The sequence below is a fragment of the Burkholderia ubonensis subsp. mesacidophila genome (assembly GCF_002097715.1).
GTDB lineage: Bacteria > Pseudomonadota > Gammaproteobacteria > Burkholderiales > Burkholderiaceae > Burkholderia > Burkholderia mesacidophila.
The window spans coordinates 3,014,527-3,033,492 of sequence record NZ_CP020738.1 but is presented as its reverse complement, the minus strand read 5'-3'; the positions used below and the strand labels follow the sequence as shown (position 1 = coordinate 3,033,492).

At 67.7% G+C, this 18,966-nt stretch carries 17 protein-coding genes; 11 read left to right on the top strand and 6 right to left on the bottom strand.

Translation table 11 applies throughout. From position 1 onward, the window contains the following. Nucleotides 1-46 precede the first annotated feature (46 nt). From B7P44_RS31160 to plcR, 3 genes are all read left to right on the top strand, one after another. The gene (locus tag B7P44_RS31160; protein ID WP_084910127.1) at nucleotides 47-511 is read left to right on the top strand and encodes a PACE efflux transporter; all 465 of its coding nucleotides are present in this window, start codon (nucleotides 47-49) and stop codon (nucleotides 509-511) included. Nucleotides 512-756: 245 nt separating this feature from the next. Further along, nucleotides 757-2,910, top strand: coding sequence for a phosphocholine-specific phospholipase C (locus B7P44_RS31155; protein ID WP_084909669.1), 2,154 nt, complete (start codon nucleotides 757-759; stop codon nucleotides 2,908-2,910). Further along, nucleotides 2,910-3,521 (top strand): phospholipase C accessory protein PlcR, encoded by a 612-nt coding sequence (gene plcR / locus B7P44_RS31150; RefSeq protein WP_084909668.1) that lies wholly within the window; start codon nucleotides 2,910-2,912, stop codon nucleotides 3,519-3,521. Before B7P44_RS31155 ends, plcR begins: the two co-directional genes overlap by 1 nt. A gap of 25 nt (nucleotides 3,522-3,546) precedes the next feature. Here plcR and B7P44_RS31145 read toward each other — a convergent pair whose 3' ends face one another. The 5 genes from B7P44_RS31145 to B7P44_RS31125 form a co-directional block, all read right to left on the bottom strand. Then, nucleotides 3,547-4,398 carry an alpha/beta fold hydrolase gene (locus B7P44_RS31145; protein WP_084909667.1) on the bottom strand — a complete coding sequence of 284 codons (852 nt, stop codon included), beginning with the start codon at nucleotides 4,396-4,398 and terminating at the stop codon, nucleotides 3,547-3,549. Nucleotides 4,399-4,664: 266 nt separating this feature from the next. After that, nucleotides 4,665-4,994, bottom strand: coding sequence for a DUF3579 domain-containing protein (locus tag B7P44_RS31140; protein WP_084909666.1), 330 nt, complete (start codon nucleotides 4,992-4,994; stop codon nucleotides 4,665-4,667). 33 nt (nucleotides 4,995-5,027) lie between these two features. Next, a complete protein-coding gene (locus B7P44_RS31135; protein ID WP_084909665.1) occupies nucleotides 5,028-6,383 on the bottom strand; it encodes a sigma-54-dependent transcriptional regulator in 1,356 nt (451 codons plus the stop codon). Next, nucleotides 6,373-8,256 (bottom strand): sensor histidine kinase, encoded by a 1,884-nt coding sequence (locus B7P44_RS31130; protein ID WP_084909664.1) that lies wholly within the window; start codon nucleotides 8,254-8,256, stop codon nucleotides 6,373-6,375. The genes B7P44_RS31135 and B7P44_RS31130 overlap by 11 nt, the downstream gene beginning before the upstream one ends. 115 nt (nucleotides 8,257-8,371) lie before the next feature. After that, nucleotides 8,372-9,736 carry a 2-hydroxycarboxylate transporter family protein gene (locus B7P44_RS31125; RefSeq protein WP_084909663.1) on the bottom strand — a complete coding sequence of 455 codons (1,365 nt, stop codon included), beginning with the start codon at nucleotides 9,734-9,736 and terminating at the stop codon, nucleotides 8,372-8,374. 374 nt (nucleotides 9,737-10,110) lie between these two features. Between B7P44_RS31125 and B7P44_RS36875 the strand changes: the two genes are divergently transcribed. The 8 genes from B7P44_RS36875 to B7P44_RS31090 all read left to right on the top strand — a co-directional run bounded on the left by B7P44_RS36875 (nucleotide 10,111) and on the right by B7P44_RS31090 (nucleotide 17,638). Next, nucleotides 10,111-10,794, top strand: coding sequence for a hypothetical protein (locus tag B7P44_RS36875; protein WP_133118074.1), 684 nt, complete (start codon nucleotides 10,111-10,113; stop codon nucleotides 10,792-10,794). Between the two features lie 74 nt (nucleotides 10,795-10,868). Continuing rightward, the gene (locus B7P44_RS31120) at nucleotides 10,869-11,249 is read left to right on the top strand and encodes a DUF7079 family protein (protein WP_084909662.1); all 381 of its coding nucleotides are present in this window, start codon (nucleotides 10,869-10,871) and stop codon (nucleotides 11,247-11,249) included. A 208-nt stretch (nucleotides 11,250-11,457) separates the two neighbouring features. Beyond that, on the top strand, nucleotides 11,458-12,297 hold the full coding sequence (locus B7P44_RS31115) for a MetQ/NlpA family ABC transporter substrate-binding protein (RefSeq protein WP_084909661.1): 840 nt from the start codon (nucleotides 11,458-11,460) through the stop codon (nucleotides 12,295-12,297). Between the two features lie 11 nt (nucleotides 12,298-12,308). Beyond that, nucleotides 12,309-13,700, top strand: a complete 1,392-nt coding sequence (locus B7P44_RS31110) for an LLM class flavin-dependent oxidoreductase (protein WP_084910126.1) — start codon at nucleotides 12,309-12,311, stop codon at nucleotides 13,698-13,700. An 18-nt stretch (nucleotides 13,701-13,718) separates the two neighbouring features. Continuing rightward, complete coding sequence (locus B7P44_RS31105) at nucleotides 13,719-14,870, top strand: methionine ABC transporter ATP-binding protein (RefSeq protein ID WP_084909660.1); 1,152 nt, start codon at nucleotides 13,719-13,721, stop codon at nucleotides 14,868-14,870. Continuing rightward, nucleotides 14,863-15,519 carry a methionine ABC transporter permease gene (locus B7P44_RS31100; protein ID WP_084909659.1) on the top strand — a complete coding sequence of 219 codons (657 nt, stop codon included), beginning with the start codon at nucleotides 14,863-14,865 and terminating at the stop codon, nucleotides 15,517-15,519. Before B7P44_RS31105 ends, B7P44_RS31100 begins: the two co-directional genes overlap by 8 nt. A 56-nt stretch (nucleotides 15,520-15,575) precedes the next feature. Then, nucleotides 15,576-16,421: a hypothetical protein gene (locus B7P44_RS31095; protein ID WP_084909658.1), complete on the top strand. Its 846-nt coding sequence runs from the start codon at nucleotides 15,576-15,578 to the stop codon at nucleotides 16,419-16,421. Next, nucleotides 16,418-17,638, top strand: coding sequence for an acyl-CoA dehydrogenase family protein (locus B7P44_RS31090; protein WP_084909657.1), 1,221 nt, complete (start codon nucleotides 16,418-16,420; stop codon nucleotides 17,636-17,638). The genes B7P44_RS31095 and B7P44_RS31090 overlap by 4 nt, the downstream gene beginning before the upstream one ends. A 44-nt stretch (nucleotides 17,639-17,682) precedes the next feature. On the opposite strand, the gene B7P44_RS31085 is transcribed toward B7P44_RS31090, so the two are convergent. Then, nucleotides 17,683-18,705: a hypothetical protein gene (locus B7P44_RS31085; RefSeq protein WP_084909656.1), complete on the bottom strand. Its 1,023-nt coding sequence runs from the start codon at nucleotides 18,703-18,705 to the stop codon at nucleotides 17,683-17,685. Nucleotides 18,706-18,966 lie beyond the last annotated feature (261 nt).

Sequence of the window (18,966 nt, the reverse complement as noted above, 5' to 3'; positions counted from 1 at the left end):
TCCACTGCTAGTCTCGACGCCTTGTCAGATTCGAAGGTGGATGTTCATGCAAGGATGGAAGAGACGCATAGTCTATGTCGTGCTGTTCGAGGTGCTCGGCATCCTGATCGCCTCGGCGACGCTGGGCGCGCTGAGCGGCGCGGGCGCCGCGAAAAGCGGCATGCTGGGCGTGATGATCTCGACGACGGGCGTCGTCGTCAATTTTCTGTACAACCTCGCGTTCGAGGCGTGGGAGCGTCGTCGCGCGGCGACGACCCGCTCCGTGGGGCGCCGCGTGCTGCACGCGATCGGCTTCCAGGTCGCGCTCGTGACGTTCCTGATCCCGCTGATCGCGTGGTGGCTCGATGTGTCGCTGCTGCAGGCGTTTCTGTATGACGCGGTACTGATCGTGTTCTTCCCGATCTTCACGTTCGTCTACAACTGGTCGTTCGATGGCGTGTTCGGGCTGCCGGACGCGGTGACGCGCAAGGCCGAGCCGCAGGTCCAGACGGCGTCGGAGGCCCATTTGTAGAACACCTCTAATGTCGCAATCGTCCGGTTTTTCGTCGCGGCTTAACAAAATTGTCCGGTCACGCTTCCTAGAATTCGTCGCAGCGATATCGTGCGTGGCGGGCAAGCGGGGGCCGCCGACGCGCCGCGTTCCGGCTTGAGCCGGCGCGGAGAGGCCGGTTCGACGGTCGCGCATCGCAGCGCGCGACATCGTTGCGCGCTCATCCATTCCACCCCGTCCGCCAGAAGAACGAGGAGAGTGTGTCGATGCCGCGACTCGATCGCCGTACGTTTTTGATCCGCTCGGCGCAGGCCGCCGGCGCTACCGCGCTCGCGGCCGGGGTGCCCGAATCCATCCGGCGGGCGCTCGCCGTCGAGCCGGCCCGCGTGACGGGAACGATCCGCGACGTGCAGCACATCGTCGTGCTGATGCAGGAGAACCGCGCGTTCGACCATTACTTCGGAACCTTCCCGGGCGTGCGCGGCTTCAACGATCCGCGCACGGTCGCGCGCCCCGACGGCAAGGCGATCTGGTATCAGAACTACAAGGGCCGCGACTACGTGCCGTGGCATCTCGACACGTCGAAGACGTGGGCGCAGTGGATGACGTCCGAGTACCACGACTGGGACCCGTTCCACCAGCTGTGGAACGAAGGCCGCAACGACAAGTGGATGGCCGTGCAGTGGCCCGAGGCGATGGGCTATTTCAAGCGCACCGATTTGCCTTACTACTATCCGCTCGCGAGCGCGTTCACGATCTGCGACGCGTATCACCAGTCGATGATGGGGCCGACCAACCCGAACCGGCTGTACCTGATGACGGGCCGCGCGTCGCCGAACGCCGACGGCAGCCAGGTCGCGACCTCGAACTTCATGGGCGACCGCACCGGCACGGTGTCCTGGACGACGTTTCCGGAACGCTTGCAGCAGGCGGGCATCGACTGGCGCGTCTACCAGGAAGGCGGCGTCGGCTCGTACCAGGACGTGTGGAATTTCGTGTCGAGCCGCTACTGGATCGACAACACGAACAATTTCGATTGCAACGCGCTGGCGTGGTTCGCGCAGTTCAAGTCGGCGCCGACGAACTCGCCGCTGTACCAGCGCGGGATGACCGCGCGCGGCATCGCGTCGCTGCGCGACGACGTGCTCGCCGACCGCCTGCCGCAGGTGTCGTGGATCGTGCCGCCGTTCTCGTCGTCCGAGCATCCGTGGTGGGGGCCGTCGTTCGGCGAGGAATTCGTGTCGCGGATTCTGGATGCACTCACGTCGAACCCGGCCGTGTGGGCGAAGACGGTGTTCCTGCTGTGCTACGACGAAGGCGACGGCTTCTACGATCACGTGACCGCGCCCGTGCCGCCGTGGAAGGCAGGCAAGGGGCTGTCGACGGTCAGCGTCGAAGGGGAGATCGAGCAGCAGTCCGGCTTGCCGATCGGGCTCGGCACGCGCGTGCCGCTGCTCGCGATCTCGCCGTGGTCGAAGGGCGGCTGGACCTGCTCCGAGGTGTTCGATCACACGTCGGTGATTCGCTTCATCGAGAAGCGTTTCGTCGACGATCATCCGGCCGTCCATGAAACCAACATCACGCCGTGGCGTCGCGCGGTGTGCGGCGACCTGAGCTCGGCGTTCGATTTCGCGGGCGACGCCGATCGCGCGGTGCCGCCTGCGCTGCTCGACCTGACCGCGACGAAGGCGCAGCTCGACAACGCGTACTGGGTGCAGTACTACCTCGCGAAGCCGAGCTATCCGGCGGGCTATCCGGCCGAGAACGCGCCGCTGCCCGTGCAGGAGCCGGGGCAGCGCAAGCTGCGTCCGGTGCCTTACGAGCTGTTCGTCGAGGCCGCGCTCGACACGCGCGCGGGCGTGCTGAACGTGAGCTTCGCGAACAACGGCAAGGCGGTGCCCGGCAACGCGGCCGGCGCGTCGGCCGCGGTGTTCCATGTGCACGACGCGGTGGCGCAGAACGGCCCGCGCTTCTACACGATCCAGAGCGGCCGCGTGCTGAGCGACCAGTGGTGGCCGGTGCGCGACACGCAGGGGCGCTACGATCTCGCCGCGTACGGGCCGAACGGCTTCTATCGGCGCTTCAAGGGCGGCGCGACCGCGAGCGCGGCGCTGGTCGACGTGACGGTCGGGTATCGCGCCGACGGCGGGCTCGTCGTGCGGATGCGCAACGCCGGCCGCGCGCGGCTCACCGCGACGATCGCGGACAACGGCTACGGCGCCGCGTCGCGCTCCGGCGCGATCGAGGCGGGCGCGATCGTCGAGACGGTCTGGGACCTGTCCGCAAGCGGCGGCTGGTATGACTTGAGCGTGACGGTCGATGCGGACGCGGACTATCTGCGCGCGCTGGCCGGTCACGTCGAGACGGGCGCCGCGAGCGTCACCGATCCGCTCTTCGCGCGCGTGACCGGGAGCGCGTGATGAACCGCAATCGAGTGGGGCGGCGCGGCGCGGCGCTGGCGGCGGGCGCGGTGGCGTCGGCCGTCGCGCTTTGGGCCGGCCGCCCGGGCATCGAGCGGCTGGCCGCCTTGCAATTCGCTTCGCAACCCGTTCTTCACCAGGAAGCCAGCATGACGAACGATTCGATTGCGTCGCCCGCCGATTTCCATGCGCAGCTCGACGGCTATGCGCGTGATCGCGCGGCCTTGGGCGGAGCCGATCGGCAGGCGCGCGCTCGCGCGCTGCTCGCGCAACTGCGCGCCGATGCGGATGCGGGCACGCTCGATCCGCACGAGGCGTCCGGCATCGCGGATCTGCTGTGGCAGGACGCGGAACCCGACGCGGCGGCGCGGCGGGCGGGCAGCGATGCGCTGCGCGAGCACCTGCGCGATCTCGCGATGGGCGCGCGGCCGCCGTCACCTGCGCGCGAGCGGCAGGACGCAGCCTATGTTGCGGAGAGCCGCAAGATCATCGAGGAAGTCACGCGAACCGTGCCGGATCGCGAGCAGCAGCGCGCGGCGCTCGATAGCCGGCTCGCCGAACTGCGCAAGCGGATCTACGGGACCGCGGCGCCGGCGCCGCATGGCGGGTGAGAGAGCGGGCGCGCCGCTCGAAAGATTACGCCGCGATGAACTCGTGAACGTAGCGATTGAACACGGCCGGCGCCGCGGCGTTCATCCCGTGCGACGCGCCGGCGACGGTTTGCCGTTGCGCGTCGCCGAGCCACTGCGCGAGCGTGTCGACGTTGTGGCGGAACATCTTCGGGCTGCGCTGACCGTCAATCAGCAGCGTGCGGCATGCAACGTCGGCCGCCGCGTCGCGCGAATATGCGGGCAGCGGATCACGAAGCTGCTTCGGCAGCGTGCTCGCGTTGTCGATCGCCATCGTGCGGAAGGATGCGGTGCTCTTGTTCCACGCGCCGGGGATGCTGACGGAGTCGACGAACATCTCGAGCCCTGCCTCGACGTCGCCGTTCTCGATCAGGCTCACGGCCTTCGTGCGCAGCGCGATCGCGGCCGGCGGCAGCGTGGCTTCATGCACGCCTTCCTGCCGCAGCGGGCCGCCCGGATCGGCGAGCGTCAGCGTTTCGACGAGGTGGGGATGGTGGCGCGCGACGTTGAACGCGACGCTGCCGCCGCGCGAGTGGCCGACGAGATGCACCGGGCCGAGATCGAGCGCGTCGATGAATTCGGCGAGCTCGTCGACGTGGTTCTGCCAGCCGAACTCGTTCTGGATGCCGGCTTCGACCGCCGGCCAGTAATGGCTGAGGCTCGGCGCGATGCAGCGATAGTGCGCCGACAGTGAAGCGAGCTGCGGATCCCAGTAGCGATAGTCGCAAAGCGATCCATGAACGAACACCATCGGCGCGCCCGTGCCCCGCTCGACATACGGCAGGCTGATGCCTGACGACAGCGTCGCAAATTGCAGGTCGGGGTTCGCGAGCACCGAAGGCTCGATTCGCATGTTCATGACTGAAAAAACTCACAGGTGCGTCATCACGTCGCAACTATGCCCGAGCGCGGCATTTAAGCAAAACGCATAATTTTCATCGCATCGATCAATTTTATTGATGGCGATCCCGCAAAGCCCGATCAGGTCGAGAGCGCTCGATCGAGCAGGATATTTGTCTGATGGTTGTATGCGAAACGAAAGGCGGAATGCCGCGTGCCGACGCGGCGCGAAGGAGGGGCGGGAGAGGGGCTTGGAGGTTGGAGGCGGCGGGTTTACGCCCGCCGTCAGCGCACCACGAAGCCGGTCGCGGAGCGCGCGTCGACCGGCAGGTCGTTGTCGTCGGCAAACCGCATCACGAACTCGAATGCGTCGGGGCACGCGGCCCGCAATTCGTGCGACACGAGCAGGCACTTGACGCCGCCGTCGACGACGGGCGTTGCAAGCCGCGTCAGCGCGCTCGGGAAGCCCGGCCGCTTTTCGCCGACGAACAGCGTGATCACGCCCGCGAGGCGCTCGGGCCAGTCGCCCGGTCGGAACGTCTTCTGCGCGCGGGTGACGCCCCGGATCAGATAGCCGTCGGTTTGGCCTTGCTCGGTGAGGTTGATGCGATCCATGCCTGTACGATCCTCGTTCGCCTGCTGTATGCGTTACGCGTCGCCGCCTTCAGCCGGCGCGTCACCGCGCAAGTGGCGCAGCTTGTGATAAAGCGTCTTCTTCGGCATGCCGAGCGCGTCGCTGGCGTCCGCGACGTTGCCGTTGTGCCGGCGCAGCATGTCCTCGATCAGCATGCGTTCGAAGTACGCGAGCTGTTCCGCGAGCGTGCCGCCCTTCGCCGGCGCGCCGCCGGCCGTCGACAGCAGGCTGTCGCCGGTCAGCCCGAGCACGAAGCGGTCGGCGACGTTCTGCAGTTCGCGCACGTTGCCGGGCCACTGGTGCGTCATCAGTTCGGACACCTGCGCAGCGCTCACGACCGGCGCGGGCTGCCCGAAGCGGCGCGCGGCCGCGAGCACGAAGTGCTCGAACAGCAGCGGCACGTCCTCGCGGCGCTCGCGCAGCGGCGGCAGCTCGATCTGCGCGACGTTCAGCCGGTACAGCAGGTCCGCGCGAAAGCGCCCGTCGGCCGCGAGCTCGGCGAGGTCCGCCTTTGACGCGGCGACCACGCGGCAATCGACCGGAATCAGCTCGTTCGCGCCGAGCCGCTCGACCACGCGCTCCTGCAGCACACGCAGCATCTTGACCTGCAGCGCGACCGGCATCGTCTCGATCTCGTCGAGGAACAGCGTGCCGCCGTGCGCCCACTCGACCTTGCCGATGCGCTTCTTGATCGCACCCGTGAACGCGCCGGCCTCGTGGCCGAACAGCTCGCTCTCGAACACCTGCTCCGGCAGGCCGCCGCAGTTCAGCGCGACGAAATGCGCGTCGCGCCGCCCGCCGAAATCGTGCAGGCTGCGCGCGATCAGTTCCTTGCCGGTGCCCGTCTCGCCGGTGATCAGCACCGACACCGACGTATCGGCGAGCCGCAGGATCTTCTTGCGGACGTCCGCCATCGCCGGCGACTTGCCCAGCACGAGCGCCTCGATGCCCTGCCAGTTGTGGAGCGCCGCGCGCAGGCCCTGCACCTCGAGCGTGAGGCGGCGCTTCTCGACCGCGCGCGCGACGCGCCCCGCGATCACGTCGGACGAGAACGGCTTCTCGATGAAGTCGTACGCGCCGACCTGCATCGCGCCGACGGCCGTCGAGATGTCCGCGTGGCCGCTGATCAGCACGACCGGGATCTGCGCATCGATCGCCATCACGCGGTCGAGCAGCTGCAGCCCGTCGATGCCCGGCATCCGCACGTCCGACACGATCACGACCGGCGCGCCGGGTGCAACGTGCGCGAGCGCGTCGGCCGCCGACGCGAACGCGCTCACCGGAAACCCGGCGAGCGCGACCGCTTGCTCGACGCCGATCCGGACGTTCTCATCGTCCTCGACGACCAGCACCCGAATCTCATCTTCCATGCTCTGTCCTTTGCGGCGTGGCCGCCGCGAATTCGATACTGAATGCCGCGCCGCCGTCGGCGCGGTTGGCCGCGGCGATCTTCGCGCCGAACCCTTCGACGATGCGCGACGTGATCGCGAGGCCGAGCCCGAGGCCCTGCCCGCGCGGCTTGGTCGTCACGAACGGCTCGAACAGGTGCGGGAGCACGTCCGGCGCGATGCCCGCGCCGCTGTCGGCGATCGTGAAGCGCACGCGGCCTTGCGGATCGGGCTCGCCAGCTTCGATGACGATCGTGCGCGCGGCGGCGTCGCGCACCGCGTCGAGCGCGTTGCCGAGCAGGTTCACGATCACCTGCTGCAACTGGCTCGATTCCGCGTACACGGTCGTGCCGGCCGGAATCCGCACGTCGAGCGTCACGCCTTCGTCGCGAATCCGCGCATCGTAGATGAGCCGCGCATGCGCGACCGCTTCGGCCAGCGACACCGCGACGCGCTCGATGTCCGGCTTGCGCGCGAACGTCTTCAGTTCGCCGGTGAGCACCGCCATGCTGTCGACGAGCTTGCCGATGCGCTCGAGATTGGCGAGCGCCGGTGCCGGCTGGCCGCGTTCGAAGAAGGTGCGCGCGTTGTCGCACAGCGTGCGGATCGCGACGAGCGGCTGGTTCAGCTCGTGCGTGAGGCCCGCGGCCATCTGCCCGAGCACCGCGAGCTTGCCCGCATGCACGACTTCCTGCTGCGAATCGCGCAGGCGCTGCTCGGTGCGCTCGCGCTCGACGATCTCCTGCTGCATCCGTGCGTTCGCAGCCGTCAGCGCGGCCGTGCGCTGCGCGACGGTCAATTCGAGCTGGTCGTTCGCGCGGCGCAGCGCGTCCTGCGCATTGAGCCGCGCGGCGAGCGTGCGGCGGCGCTGGATCGCATACGCGGCATAGAGCGCGGCGATCAGGAACGCGCCCGTCACGAACGCGAACGCCATCTGCTGCTGGCGCCGCGCGCCGGCGACGTCGAGCAGCACCATCAGCGAATCGCCGGCCTGAGGCGCGGGCCGCGACATTACCAGATAGCGCGCGGTGCGTCCCGGGCGACGCAGGTCGGGAAACTGGCCGAGCCACGCGGCGGCGTTCCAGCCGCCGACGCGCCGGTACGGCAGCGCCTCGACCGTGCGGCCCGCGTATTGGCGCGAGGCCTGGATGTCGCGCTGCTGCTGCGCGGTGATCGGCTGCAGCGCGGCGAACTTCCATTCGGGTTCGGTCGAGATGACGATCACGCCGTTGCCGTCGACCACCATCGCCGCGACGCCGGGCGCGCGCCACGCGAATTCGAGCGCGTCGACGCTGACCTTGACGGCTGCCGCGCCAAGCGTGCGGCCGTCGTCGCGGACCGCGCTCGCGAAATAGAGCCCGGGAATGCCGGTGTTGGTGCCGATGCCGAAGAAGCGGCCGCTGCCGTGCGCGAGCGCGTCCTTGAAGTAAGGCCGGTACGACACGTTGGTGCCGACGAAGCTGACCGGCTGGTTCCAGTTGCTCGCGGCGATCACCGAGCCTTGCAGGTCGATCACGTCGACCGCGCCGCTGCCCGCGTCGCGGTTCACGGCTTCGAGGTAGGTGTTGACGGTGTGCAGCAGGTCGGGCGCTTCAGCAGGCGGCGTCTTCAGCAGCGTGCGCACGCCGTCCTGCCGCGCGACGAGCGCGGGCAGCAGCTCGAAGCGGCCCAGCTCGCTCTTCAGGCTCGCCGCGTACAGGTCGAGCCGGTGCGCGCCGACTTCCTCGAGCCCGTCGATCGCGCGGTCCCATGCGAACTCGACCGCGGCGGCCGTCACGCCGACATACAGCGCGGCCGCCGCCGCCCAACCCCACCACGCGATTCCCTTGAAACTCGTCTGCACGTTCGCCCTCATCGATGCCCGCCGCCGGCCTGCCGCCCACCCACCTAATGCAAGCGCCGCGCGCCGGGCGAACCGGCGGCGGCGCTGCGCGTCATGCGGCCGTCGCGAGCGGACGCGCGGCGACGCGTCATCCGAGATGCGCCAGCAGGATCAGCGTCACCGTGACGACGATCGCGCCGCCGATGCGCGTCGCGATCTGCGCGAACGGCATCAGCTGCATCCGGTTCGCGGCGGTCAGGATCGCGACGTCGCCGGTGCCGCCTTGCCCGCTGTGGCACGCGTTCACGATGGCCGTGTCGATAGGGTACATCTTCATCAGGCGGCCGACCACGAAGCCCGTGCCCATCAGCGTCGCGACGGTCGCGACGATCGTGATCACGTTGACCAGCGTGAACGCGGCGGTCAGCTTGTCCCACGGCGTCATCGCGACGCCGATCGCGAACAGCAGCGGATAGGTGACGGCGGTCGAGAAGAACTTGTAGACGACGAACGCGCCTTCCTGCAGCGGCGGCGACACCGCGCGCGCGAGCTTCACGAGCACCGCGAGGAACAGCATCGCGACCGGCGCGGGCAGGCCGAACAGCTTGTGCGCCATCAGGCCGACGAGGTACAGCGTGATGGCCGTGATGCCGGCGCCCGCGATGTGCGTAACGTCGACGTGGCCGCGGATTTCTTCGTTTTCCGGCGTCATGTCGCCGGTCTCGCCGACCTGCAGGCGGCCGTTGCCGGTCAGGTGCGGCAGGCGCTTGCCGAGCATGTCGAGCGCGCCCGACAGGATGATCGCGGTCAGGCTGCCGAGCATCACCGGCGGCAGCACGGCCGCGAACATCTCGCCTTGCGGCAGGTGCAGGATTTCCGAATAGCCGATCGACAGCGGAATCGCGCCTTCGCCGACGCCGCCCGCCATGATCGGCACGACGATGTACAGCAGCGTGTGCCGCGCACCGAGGCCGAGCGCGGTGCCGACGGCCGTGCCGACGATCGCCGCGGCGACCGAGCCGGCCGCGAGCGGGATGAAGATCTTCAGGAAGCCCTGGATCAGCACGCGCCGGTCCATGCTCAGGATGCTGCCGACGATGATCGACGCGATGAACAGGTACAGGAAGTTGGTCGACTTCGTGAACTCGGTCGTGAGGTTGAGCACGGGCTTCGGCAGCACGTGATAGTAGGTCAGCGCGGACGGCACGAAGGTCGCGAAGATCGCCGCCGCGCCGATGTTGCGCAGGAGCGGCAGGCGCTTGCCGAGCTCGGCGCAGGTGAAGCCGAAGAACGCGAGCACGGCGATCGCCATCGAGATCTCGCCGGGCACCTTGCCGGTGACCGAGAAGCCGACGATCAGCGCGAGCAGGATGAAGTAGACCGGCAGCGGGATGATGCCGATGCGGACTTCCATCAGCTTCCACCAGCCTTCCGGCCAGAAACGGGTGCTGGTGGCGGAACGGGGCTCGGCGATCGGCTCCGCGTGGATCGGGGTGGGCGTAGAGGTCTGCAAGACGTGTCTCCTTGGATTTTGAATGCCGGCGTTGCTTCGCGGCATGTGTGCGAACCATCACGCAACGTTCATGCCAGAAAAGGACCAGCCGGTACGTTTGCAGGCTATTGATTTTTAACGGATTTGTTTGGTCTTCGGAAAGGGCTGCAGGGTGGTCGTTCCGATGTTTCGGAATTCCGCCTGCCGGCCGGGCCGAGATTTCAGCCTGGTCTCGGTCGCCGCTATGGCGTCGCTTGCCACGGATACGTAGCCCCCGGCATGAATGAGGCGACAACTACCTTGGCGCGCGGCAGTTCATCGCGCTTGTTTTTTTGAGAGGCATCTCATATCAGATCAGATAACCTTGCGTTATTAATTTGAAAGGAAAGGAGGCCATGCCAAAGTCAAATCCACCCGGGGTCATCGATTCTGGCGACAGCAAATCTCTCGAAATCGCGCTAGCTGAGCTACAAGCAACAGCAGCCCAGTTCTCAGCAACATGTATCAGCGATTCACGCGCTCGCACACGGTATGCAAAAGACATTGCCGCCGCCGCCAACGAGTTCCGGCTAGCAGCCTACTCTGGTCGACTTTCGATGCGAGATGCAGCAGAACAGGCTCGCGCGATGCGGAACCAGATCATGGAGTTATCACGTCTTCGCAGCAGTCCTGTGATTCGCGCCTATGCCACCCGTATCAAAGGAAAGGGGCGCTCCCTTTCATTTCTCACTGAGAAATATGCGCAGGTACGGTATAGCATCCCTTTCAGTGTGCTATCCGAACAGCAACAAGCCAGCGTCTATGCGGACATCATTCGCGCCTCGGGTAGGCCAGACCAAAACATCATGAAACTGGCCGAGAAAATGGGGAGAGCCGGTCGGCGTGCGCTGCTTGTATCGCTGGCGATTGCCGTTTATGAAGTCGCGGAATCGGACAACAAGCCGCGCGAAGTCGTTCGACAAGGAACCTTGGCCGGCGCCGGAATCGTCGGTGGCTGGGCAACTGGCGCGGCCGCGGTGGCGGGTGGACTATGCGCTGCTACCGCACCGGTATGTGTCGCCGTTGTCGGGTTCGTATGAGGCATGCTGGCCGTCTATGGTGCGGACGCTGCCTTTGGTACGCTATACCCACGAACCCGGCCGATAACACCGTGATGGAACCATTGGACACGAAGCGCCGCGCTCCCGTATGGCAAGCGCTAGCCGAACTCTTCGTCGGCCGCGAATTGCAGGACCACGACTATAAGTGGGTCGCTGGCGTCCTGCAGACCTCCGGATATTCGATTGACGAGCTTGAACACATACTCAGGGAAGAGGTTGCGCCAGTCTATCGGCACAACATTTCTGCTTTGGCGATGCCTGATGAAATGGACGGCTGGACCCTGGACGAAGTGACGACCGACATTCGCGCTTATCTGGCACACCCGCGCCACGGTTTGCAGGAGCGATTGAAGCGCTTCGTGACACGTAAGCTTCCGGTGCCCGTCGATATCCGATGGGACAAGGTTCGGTCGCTGCTCCCCATGACGGCATGAACGAGGCGGCAACGACCTTGACGCGCGCCGCCCGCCATATCTTCTGGTGCGATTTTCTTCGCACGATCGCTTCGTAGACCGCTTCCCCCAACGCGCTCTATCATCGGCTGATCCTTTTCCGATGCGACGACCGTCCGGAGAACGCCCGCGCGTTCGCCGCGGGTTCGCTCATGCGTCGATACCGTCTTTGGACAGGAGAGTGGTTTCTATGCCCCATGCCGTTTTTTTTGCCCGCTTTTCCTTCTGGTCGCTCGCGCGTCCCCTTCGCCTGTTCGCGGTCGCGCTGCTCGGCGCGACCCTGCTGGCCGGCGCGCAGGCCGAACCCGCGCCGCTGAAGGTCGGCGTGTCGACCACCCCGCAGATCGACGCGCTGAAGATCGCCGCGAAGGAAGCGAAGGCGCAGGGGCTCGACGTGAAGATCATCGAGTTCACCGACTGGAATACGCCGAACGCGGCGCTCGCGAACAAGGACATCGACGTCAACTACTTCCAGCACATCCCGTTCCTCGAGAACGCGAAGAAGCAGCGCGGCTACAACTTCGTGTCGATCGCGCCGGGCACGATCATGAAGATTGGCCTCTATTCGAAGAAGGTGAAAAGCTTCAGCGAGCTGAAGGACGGCGCGACGGTCGCAATCGCGAACGATCCGGTGAACGGCGGGCGCGGGCTGTTGCTGCTGCAGCGCGCGGGGCTCGTCACGCTGACGCCGGGCGTCGACTACCGCGCGACGACGCACGATATCGTGTCGAACCCGAAGCACCTGAAGATCATCGCGCTCGAGGGGTCACAGCTCGCGCGTTCGCTCGACGACGTCGATCTCGCGCAGGGCTACCCGAGCTTCATCAAGCTCGCGGGCACGACCGACCCGAACAGCGCGCTGCTGTTCGACGGCACCGAGAACAAGAGCTACGCGCTGCAGTGGGTCGTGCGGCCGGAGAGCGCGAACGACGCGCGCATCCGCAAGTTCATCGCGATCTACCAGACCTCGCCCGCGGTGCGCAAGGCGCTCGACAACGCGTTCGGCTCGCTGTACGCGATCGCGTGGTGACGGAGGCGCGCATGGCGAACCAGAAGAAGATCCTGCTCAACGCGTTCAACATGAACTGCGTCGGGCACATCAACCACGGCCTGTGGACGCACCCGCGCGACCGCTCCGCGCACTACACCGATCTCGACTACTGGGCGGATCTCGCGAGGACGCTCGAGCGCGGCAAGTTCGACGGCATCTTCCTCGCGGACATCGTCGGCGTGTACGACGTGTTCGGCGGCGGCCCGGACGCCGCGCTGCGCGAAGCGGTGCAGGTGCCCGTCAACGATCCGCTGCTGCTCGTGCCCGCGATGGCGCAGGTCACGCGGCATCTCGGCTTCGGCGTGACCGCGAACCTGACCTACGAGCCGCCGTACCTGTTCGCGCGGCGCATGTCGACGCTCGATCACCTGACGAAGGGACGTGTCGGCTGGAACATCGTCACCGGCTATCTCGACAGCGCGGCGCGCGGGATGGGCCTCGCGCAGCAGATCGGCCACGACGATCGCTACGAGCGCGCGGACGACTACATGGAGGTCGTCTACAAGCTGTGGGAACAGAGCTGGGACGACGACGCGGTGATCCGCGACGCGCACGCGCGCGTGTTCGCGCAGCCGGGCAAGGTGCGGCGCGTGAAGCACGACGGGCCGTTCTATTCGCTCGACGCGATCCATCTGTGCGAGCCGTCGCTGCAGCGCACGCCGGTGCTGTACCAGGCCGGGTCGTCGGCGCGCGGCGTCGAGTTCGCGGGCCGGCACGCGGAGTGCGTGTTCGTGAACGGTCAGAGCAAGGCGGCCGCGCGCGCGGCGGTGCTCGATATCCGCGCGGCGGCGGCGCGGCAGGGACGCGATCCGCAGTCGATCAAGATCTTCGCCGGCGTAACCGTCGTCACCGCCGAGAACGAACGGCTCGCGCGCGAGAAGTTCGACGAATACCGGCGCTATGCGAGCCCCGAGGCCGGCCTCGCGCATTTCGCGAGCTCGACCGGCATCGACTTCGCGAAGTACGGGCTCGACGAGCCGATCTCGTATGTGAAGACCGATTCGATCCAGTCCGCGGTCGACGCGATCTCGAAGAAGAGCACGAGCGGCGCGTGGACCGTGCGGCGCATGCTCGACCAGATGTCGCTCGGCGGCCGCTATCACCCGATCGTCGGCTCGCCGTCGCAGGTCGCGGATGAACTGCAGGCGTGGATCGACGAAACCGGCATCGACGGCTTCAACCTGACCCGCACGGTGATGCCCGAGTCGTTCGAGGATTTCGTCGACTGGGTCGTACCGGAGCTGCAGAACCGAGGCGTGTACAAGGAAGACTACGATCCCGCGCCGACGCTGCGCGAGAAGCTGTTCGGCGCCGGCGCGCGCCTGCCTGCGTGGCATGCAGGCGCGCGGCACCGGCCGGCGCCCGAGCAGGCGCATGCGTGAGCGCGACGGAGTAGAGCGATGACGCAATTCCTGGATACGCTGGGCTTCGTCGAAGCGTCGGCCGCGCATGCGGGGCGCGCTGCGCGTGCTGAGGCGGTTTCGCTGGCCGGCGGCAGCGCCGTCGCGTTCGAACACGTCGGCAAGGTATTCGCGTCGCCGCGCGGGCAGGCCGCCGCGCTGCGCGATGTGACGCTGGACGTGCGGCGCGGCGAGGTGTTCGGCATCATCGGCCGCAGCGGCGCGGGCAAGTCGACGCTGCTGCGGCTCGTCAACGGGCTCGAACGGCCGACGTCGGGCCGCGTGCGCGTGCAGGGCGTCGACGTCGGCGCGCTCGACGAGGACGGCCTCGTCGCGCTGCGCCGCCGCACCGGGATGGTGTTCCAGCATTTCAACCTGCTGTCCGCGAAGACGGTCGCCGAGAACGTCGCGCTGCCGCTGAAGATCGCCGGCGTGCCGAAGGCCGAGCGCGCGCGCAAGGTCGCGGCGCTGCTCGAGCTGGTCGGCCTCGCGGCGAAACGCAACGCGTATCCGGCCAGCCTGTCCGGCGGCCAGAAACAGCGCGTCGGCATCGCGCGCGCGCTCGTGCACGATCCGGAAGTGCTGCTGTGCGACGAGGCGACGTCGGCGCTCGATCCGGAGACGACGCAGTCGATCCTCGCGCTGCTCGCCGACATCAATCGCCGCCTCGGCCTGACGATCGTGCTGATCACGCACGAGATGGAGGTGATCCGCGCGGTGTGCGACACCGTCGCGGTGATCGAGCAGGGCGAGGTGGTCGAAACGGGGCCGGTGTGGCGCGTGTTCGGCGCGCCGCAGCACGGCGCGACGCGCGCGCTGCTGAGCACGCTGGTGCACGACCTGCCGGCCGAACTCGCCGCGCGCGTGCAGCCGCTGCCCGCGCACGCGGCGCTGCCCGACGGCGCGCAGGTCGTGCTCGACCTCCGCTATACGGGCGAGAGCGGCGGCGAGCCGGACGTCGGCGCGCTCGCGGCGGCGCTCGGCGGCTCGGTGCGGTTCCTGCACGGCGGCATCGAGCGCATCCAGGGGCGCGCGCAGGGGCGCCTCGTGATCGCGTCGGCGGCCGACGCGCGCGCGCCCGGCGCGCTCGCCGCGCTGCTCGAACGCGTGCGCGTGCATGCGAACCACGCGGAGGTGCTCGGCTATGTTTGAGCTCTGGTGGCCCGAACTGCTCGACGCGATGCGCGACACGCTGTCGATGGTCGCGGCGTCCGCGGCGATCGCGGCGCTGTTCGGCATCCCGCTCGCGGTGATCCTCGTGACGACCGCGCCGGGCGGCATCTACGCGCGGCGCGGCCTGAACGCGGCGCTCGGCGCGCTCGTCAACGTGTTCCGCTCGACGCCGTTCATCATCCTGCTCGTCGCGCTGCTGCCGTTCACGCGCATGCTGATCGGCACGACGATCGGCGTGTGGGCGGCCGTCGTGCCGCTGTCGATCGCCGCGATCCCGTTCTTCGCGCGCGTCGCCGAGGTGAGCCTGCGCGAAGTGGATCGCGGGCTGGTCGAGGCCGCGCTCGCGATGGGCGCGAAGCGCCGTCACATCGTGTGGCACGTGCTGCTGCCCGAGGCGCTGCCCGGCATGCTCGGCGGCTTCACGATCACCGTGGTCGCGCTGATCGGCTCGACCGCGATGGCGGGCGCGGTCGGCGCGGGCGGGCTCGGCGATCTCGCGATCCGCTACGGCTACCAGCGTTTCGACACCACCGTCATGGCGACCGTGATCGTGATCCTGATCGCGCTCGTCTCGGCCGTGCAAGCCACGGGCGACCGCCTGGCCCGACGACTGGCCAGGCGCACCTGAGCGGGCGCCACAAGCGCCCGCGCTTTCAATCAACGATCCTGAGAGACCGATTCATCATGACTTTGCCCATCGGCGCGCCGCGCGAGTGGAACGCCCAGTTCGAGGAAGCCCTGTTCCTGGACGTGGCGCGACGCCATCGTCCCGATTTCCCGGCCAAGCTCGCCGCGCCGCCGCGCGAGCCGCGCAACGCGGACGAGCTGGCCGCCGTCGCGGACTACTACACGAAGATGGCGTCGCACGACCTGTTCATCGTGCAGGTCGTCGCGAAGGCGATCGACACGCTGTTCCGCGACGATCCGCATTTCCAGCTGATCCTGTCGCGCCAGCTCGGCGACGACGGCGCGCACGCGGTGATCGGCCGCGAGCGCGTGCTGGAGCTGACCGGGCGCGATCCGCTGCCGGAGATCGACGCGCTCGTCGCCGCGCACTGGGCGCGCGTCGGCGATCTGCCGGTGCGCGATCTCGCGGGCTTTCTCGCGTTCGAATGGCATTACGAGCTGCATATCCTCGCGAAGCTGTGGATTCAGCGCAAGACCGGCCGCATCGCCGACGGCGCGATGCGCGAGCACGGCGAGAACCGCATCCGCCCCGACGAGGAATGGCATCGCGTGCAGATCGTGCAATGGTGGTTCGAGAAGCTGGCCGCGTTGCCGGCGGCCGAGCGCGATGCGCTGATCGAGCGCGTGATCGACGCCGACGAGGAAACGCAGCGGCGGCTCGACGGCTATCTGCACGACGAATACGCACACACTGCCGAGGTGTTCGGCGCGGACATTGCCGACTATCGCGCGATCTACGACGACTGGCGCCGCGAGATCCTCGCGCGGCTGGTCGGGCGGCCCGCGCTCGGTTCGCTGGTGCCGCTGTCGGGCGCACCGGTTGCGCAGGAAGCGCTCGCATGAACGATCCGCGCGGCCCGGCGACGCTTGCCCCGCTTGTTCCGGACGCGGGCGCGTCCGCCTTCGATCCGGCGGCGCTTCCCCGCGTGATCGACGCGCTGCGCGCGAGCGCAGCCGCGCGCGATCGCGCGGGCGGTCACGCCGCGCAGGAAAAGCAATGGCTCGCCGATGCGGGCCTGCTGACGCTCGCTGTGCCGCGCACGTTCGGCGGGCAGGAAGCCGCCTGGCCCGTGATCTACGACGCAATCCGGCAGATTGCGCGCGTCGACAGCGCGCTCGCGCATCTGGTCGGCTTCCAGTGCCTGCAGGTCGTGAGCGTCGACGTGTGGGGCAGCCCCGCGCAGCGCGAGCGCTATCTGCGCGGCACCGTCGCGCATCGCTGGTGGTGGGGCAATGCGGTCAATCCGCTCGACACGCGGCTCGTCGCGACCGCGACGCCCGACGGCGGCTACCGGCTCGACGGCGTGAAAGGCTTCTGCTCGGGCACGCGCGGCTCACAGCGGATGACCGTGTCCGCGCACGATCCGGCACTCGGCCGGACCGTGTTCGGCGTGGTGCCGACCGCGCGCGCGGGCATCGCCGTGAACGACGACTGGGACCCGATCGGCCAGCGCCAGACCGACAGCGGCAGCGTGACGTTCGACGGCGTGACGCTCGCGCCGGACGAAGTGCTGCACCGCTCGGAAGCGCCGCCGACGCCGCGTGCGACGCTGCGCACGCTGGTGTCGCAACTGGTGCTGACGAACCTGTTCGTCGGGCTCGCCGAAGGCGCGCTGGCCGACGCGCGCGAGTACGTGCTGCGCAACGGACGGCCGTGGATTCATGCGGGCGTCGAGCGCGCGACCGACGATCCGTACACGCTGCAGCGCTTCGGCGACATGCGCGTGCAGGCGGTGGCCGCCGCTGCGCTCGCCGATCGTGCGGCCGACGCGCTGCAGCAAGCGTGGTTGCAGCACGATGCATTGACGGCCGACGGGCGCGCCGAAGCGGCGCTCGCGATTTCCGATGCGAAGATCGTCGCGCAGCGGGCCGCGCTTGCGAATGGCGAAGCGCTGTTCGACGCGTGCGGCGCGCGCGCGACGGCCGCGTCGCTCGGGCTCGACCGGTTCTGGCGCAATGCGCGCACGCATACGCTGCACGATCCGCTCGACTATCGGCTGCGGGATGTCGGCCGGTTCGCGCTGACGGGGGAGTTGCCGCAGGCGTCGTTGTATACGTGATGTGTTGCGCCGCGACGGACGCGCGCGGCGCATTCAGGTGATCCCTACTTCGAATAGAGCGCGTAGACCTTCCCCGAAGGGGCCTGAGCCACGAACCTGACGTCGGGCATCGCGCCCTTTTCCTTGCCAATAGCCGGTTGGCCTGGTTCGAGGCTAAAGACCCAGGTACCGGGATATTTTTCTCGCAGGCCGCGCTGGGCCGAGGAGACCTCGGTTCCGGCAGGGTAGGTGATATCGCCGAGGGTGAATGCACGCGCCAATTCGGCGTAACTGAAAGCGACGACGTTGTGCTGCTTGTCCAGTTGCATACTCGGATGCCGCAGCGGCAGGCCCGCCAGTTCGAATACGCTGCCGTCGGGGACATCAATGCGCCAATAGTCGTTGTCGCGCAGACCGTCGCCATAGGTGGTGGTGCTTCTCATCAATGTCGAATTGACCGGAATGACGGAATGGGCCACCCGATTGCCTTCAGCCAGATGGCACGCCCAAAGCGTCTTGATCCTGGCGTCGCGACGCAAGACGATTTCCAGCGGTCCGCCCGTGCCGCAGACCCAGCCGTCGACCGTCGCGTTGCCGGTTCCGGTAAGCGACAGGGCGGTGAGGGAGGGCGGGAGTTGGCCGTCGTCCCGGGGGGCCTCGTCGTCATACTCTGCCCTGACTCCCAACGCCGTGGCCGGAATTCCGTACACGCTGACCGCGTGCGGAAACTCGGCGTCGCTTATCGAGGTCATGTCGCCGGCTCTCGTAAGCGTCAGCTTGGTGCCGGACGGCATATCGATGCCAAGCAGGTGTTCGGCGTGCGCCAGTGTGGGATGCAGCGCGGCTTGCTCTCGGCTAATTTTCCGGTCGACCTCCAGTGATACGAGCGTGACATGCACAAAGACGAGGCTCATCACGCACAGCGCGCCGAGTATGCCGATCGAGCGTCCCTGGCGCGCACGAAAGGATCGCCGCACACGTGGAATCAAGATCAGCGCGGCGGCCCAGACAAGGACGGACACGGCCGCCAGAAACGAAATGCCGAGAATGATAAGGAAGACACCGGAGAAAATCGGGACGGGAATCATGGAAAAAATCAGCTCGGAATCGTTTCCGGAGTTGCCCCTGTAACGCAGGACACTCGGCTATTGTTATTGAATCAAGGCTGCTCCTGCTCTCTTGAGCCCCCGTGGCGAACGGCATTTCAACGCCTTGTGCGAATGGCGCTCATTGTAGTGTGCAAACGCAACGCCGACCGGCGTGGGCATGACCTCCGAGGCAGGCATCTCGCTGCGCTACCATAGCGCCGTGCAACCTGAGAGGCGGCGCCGGACCGGCAGCCGCGCACA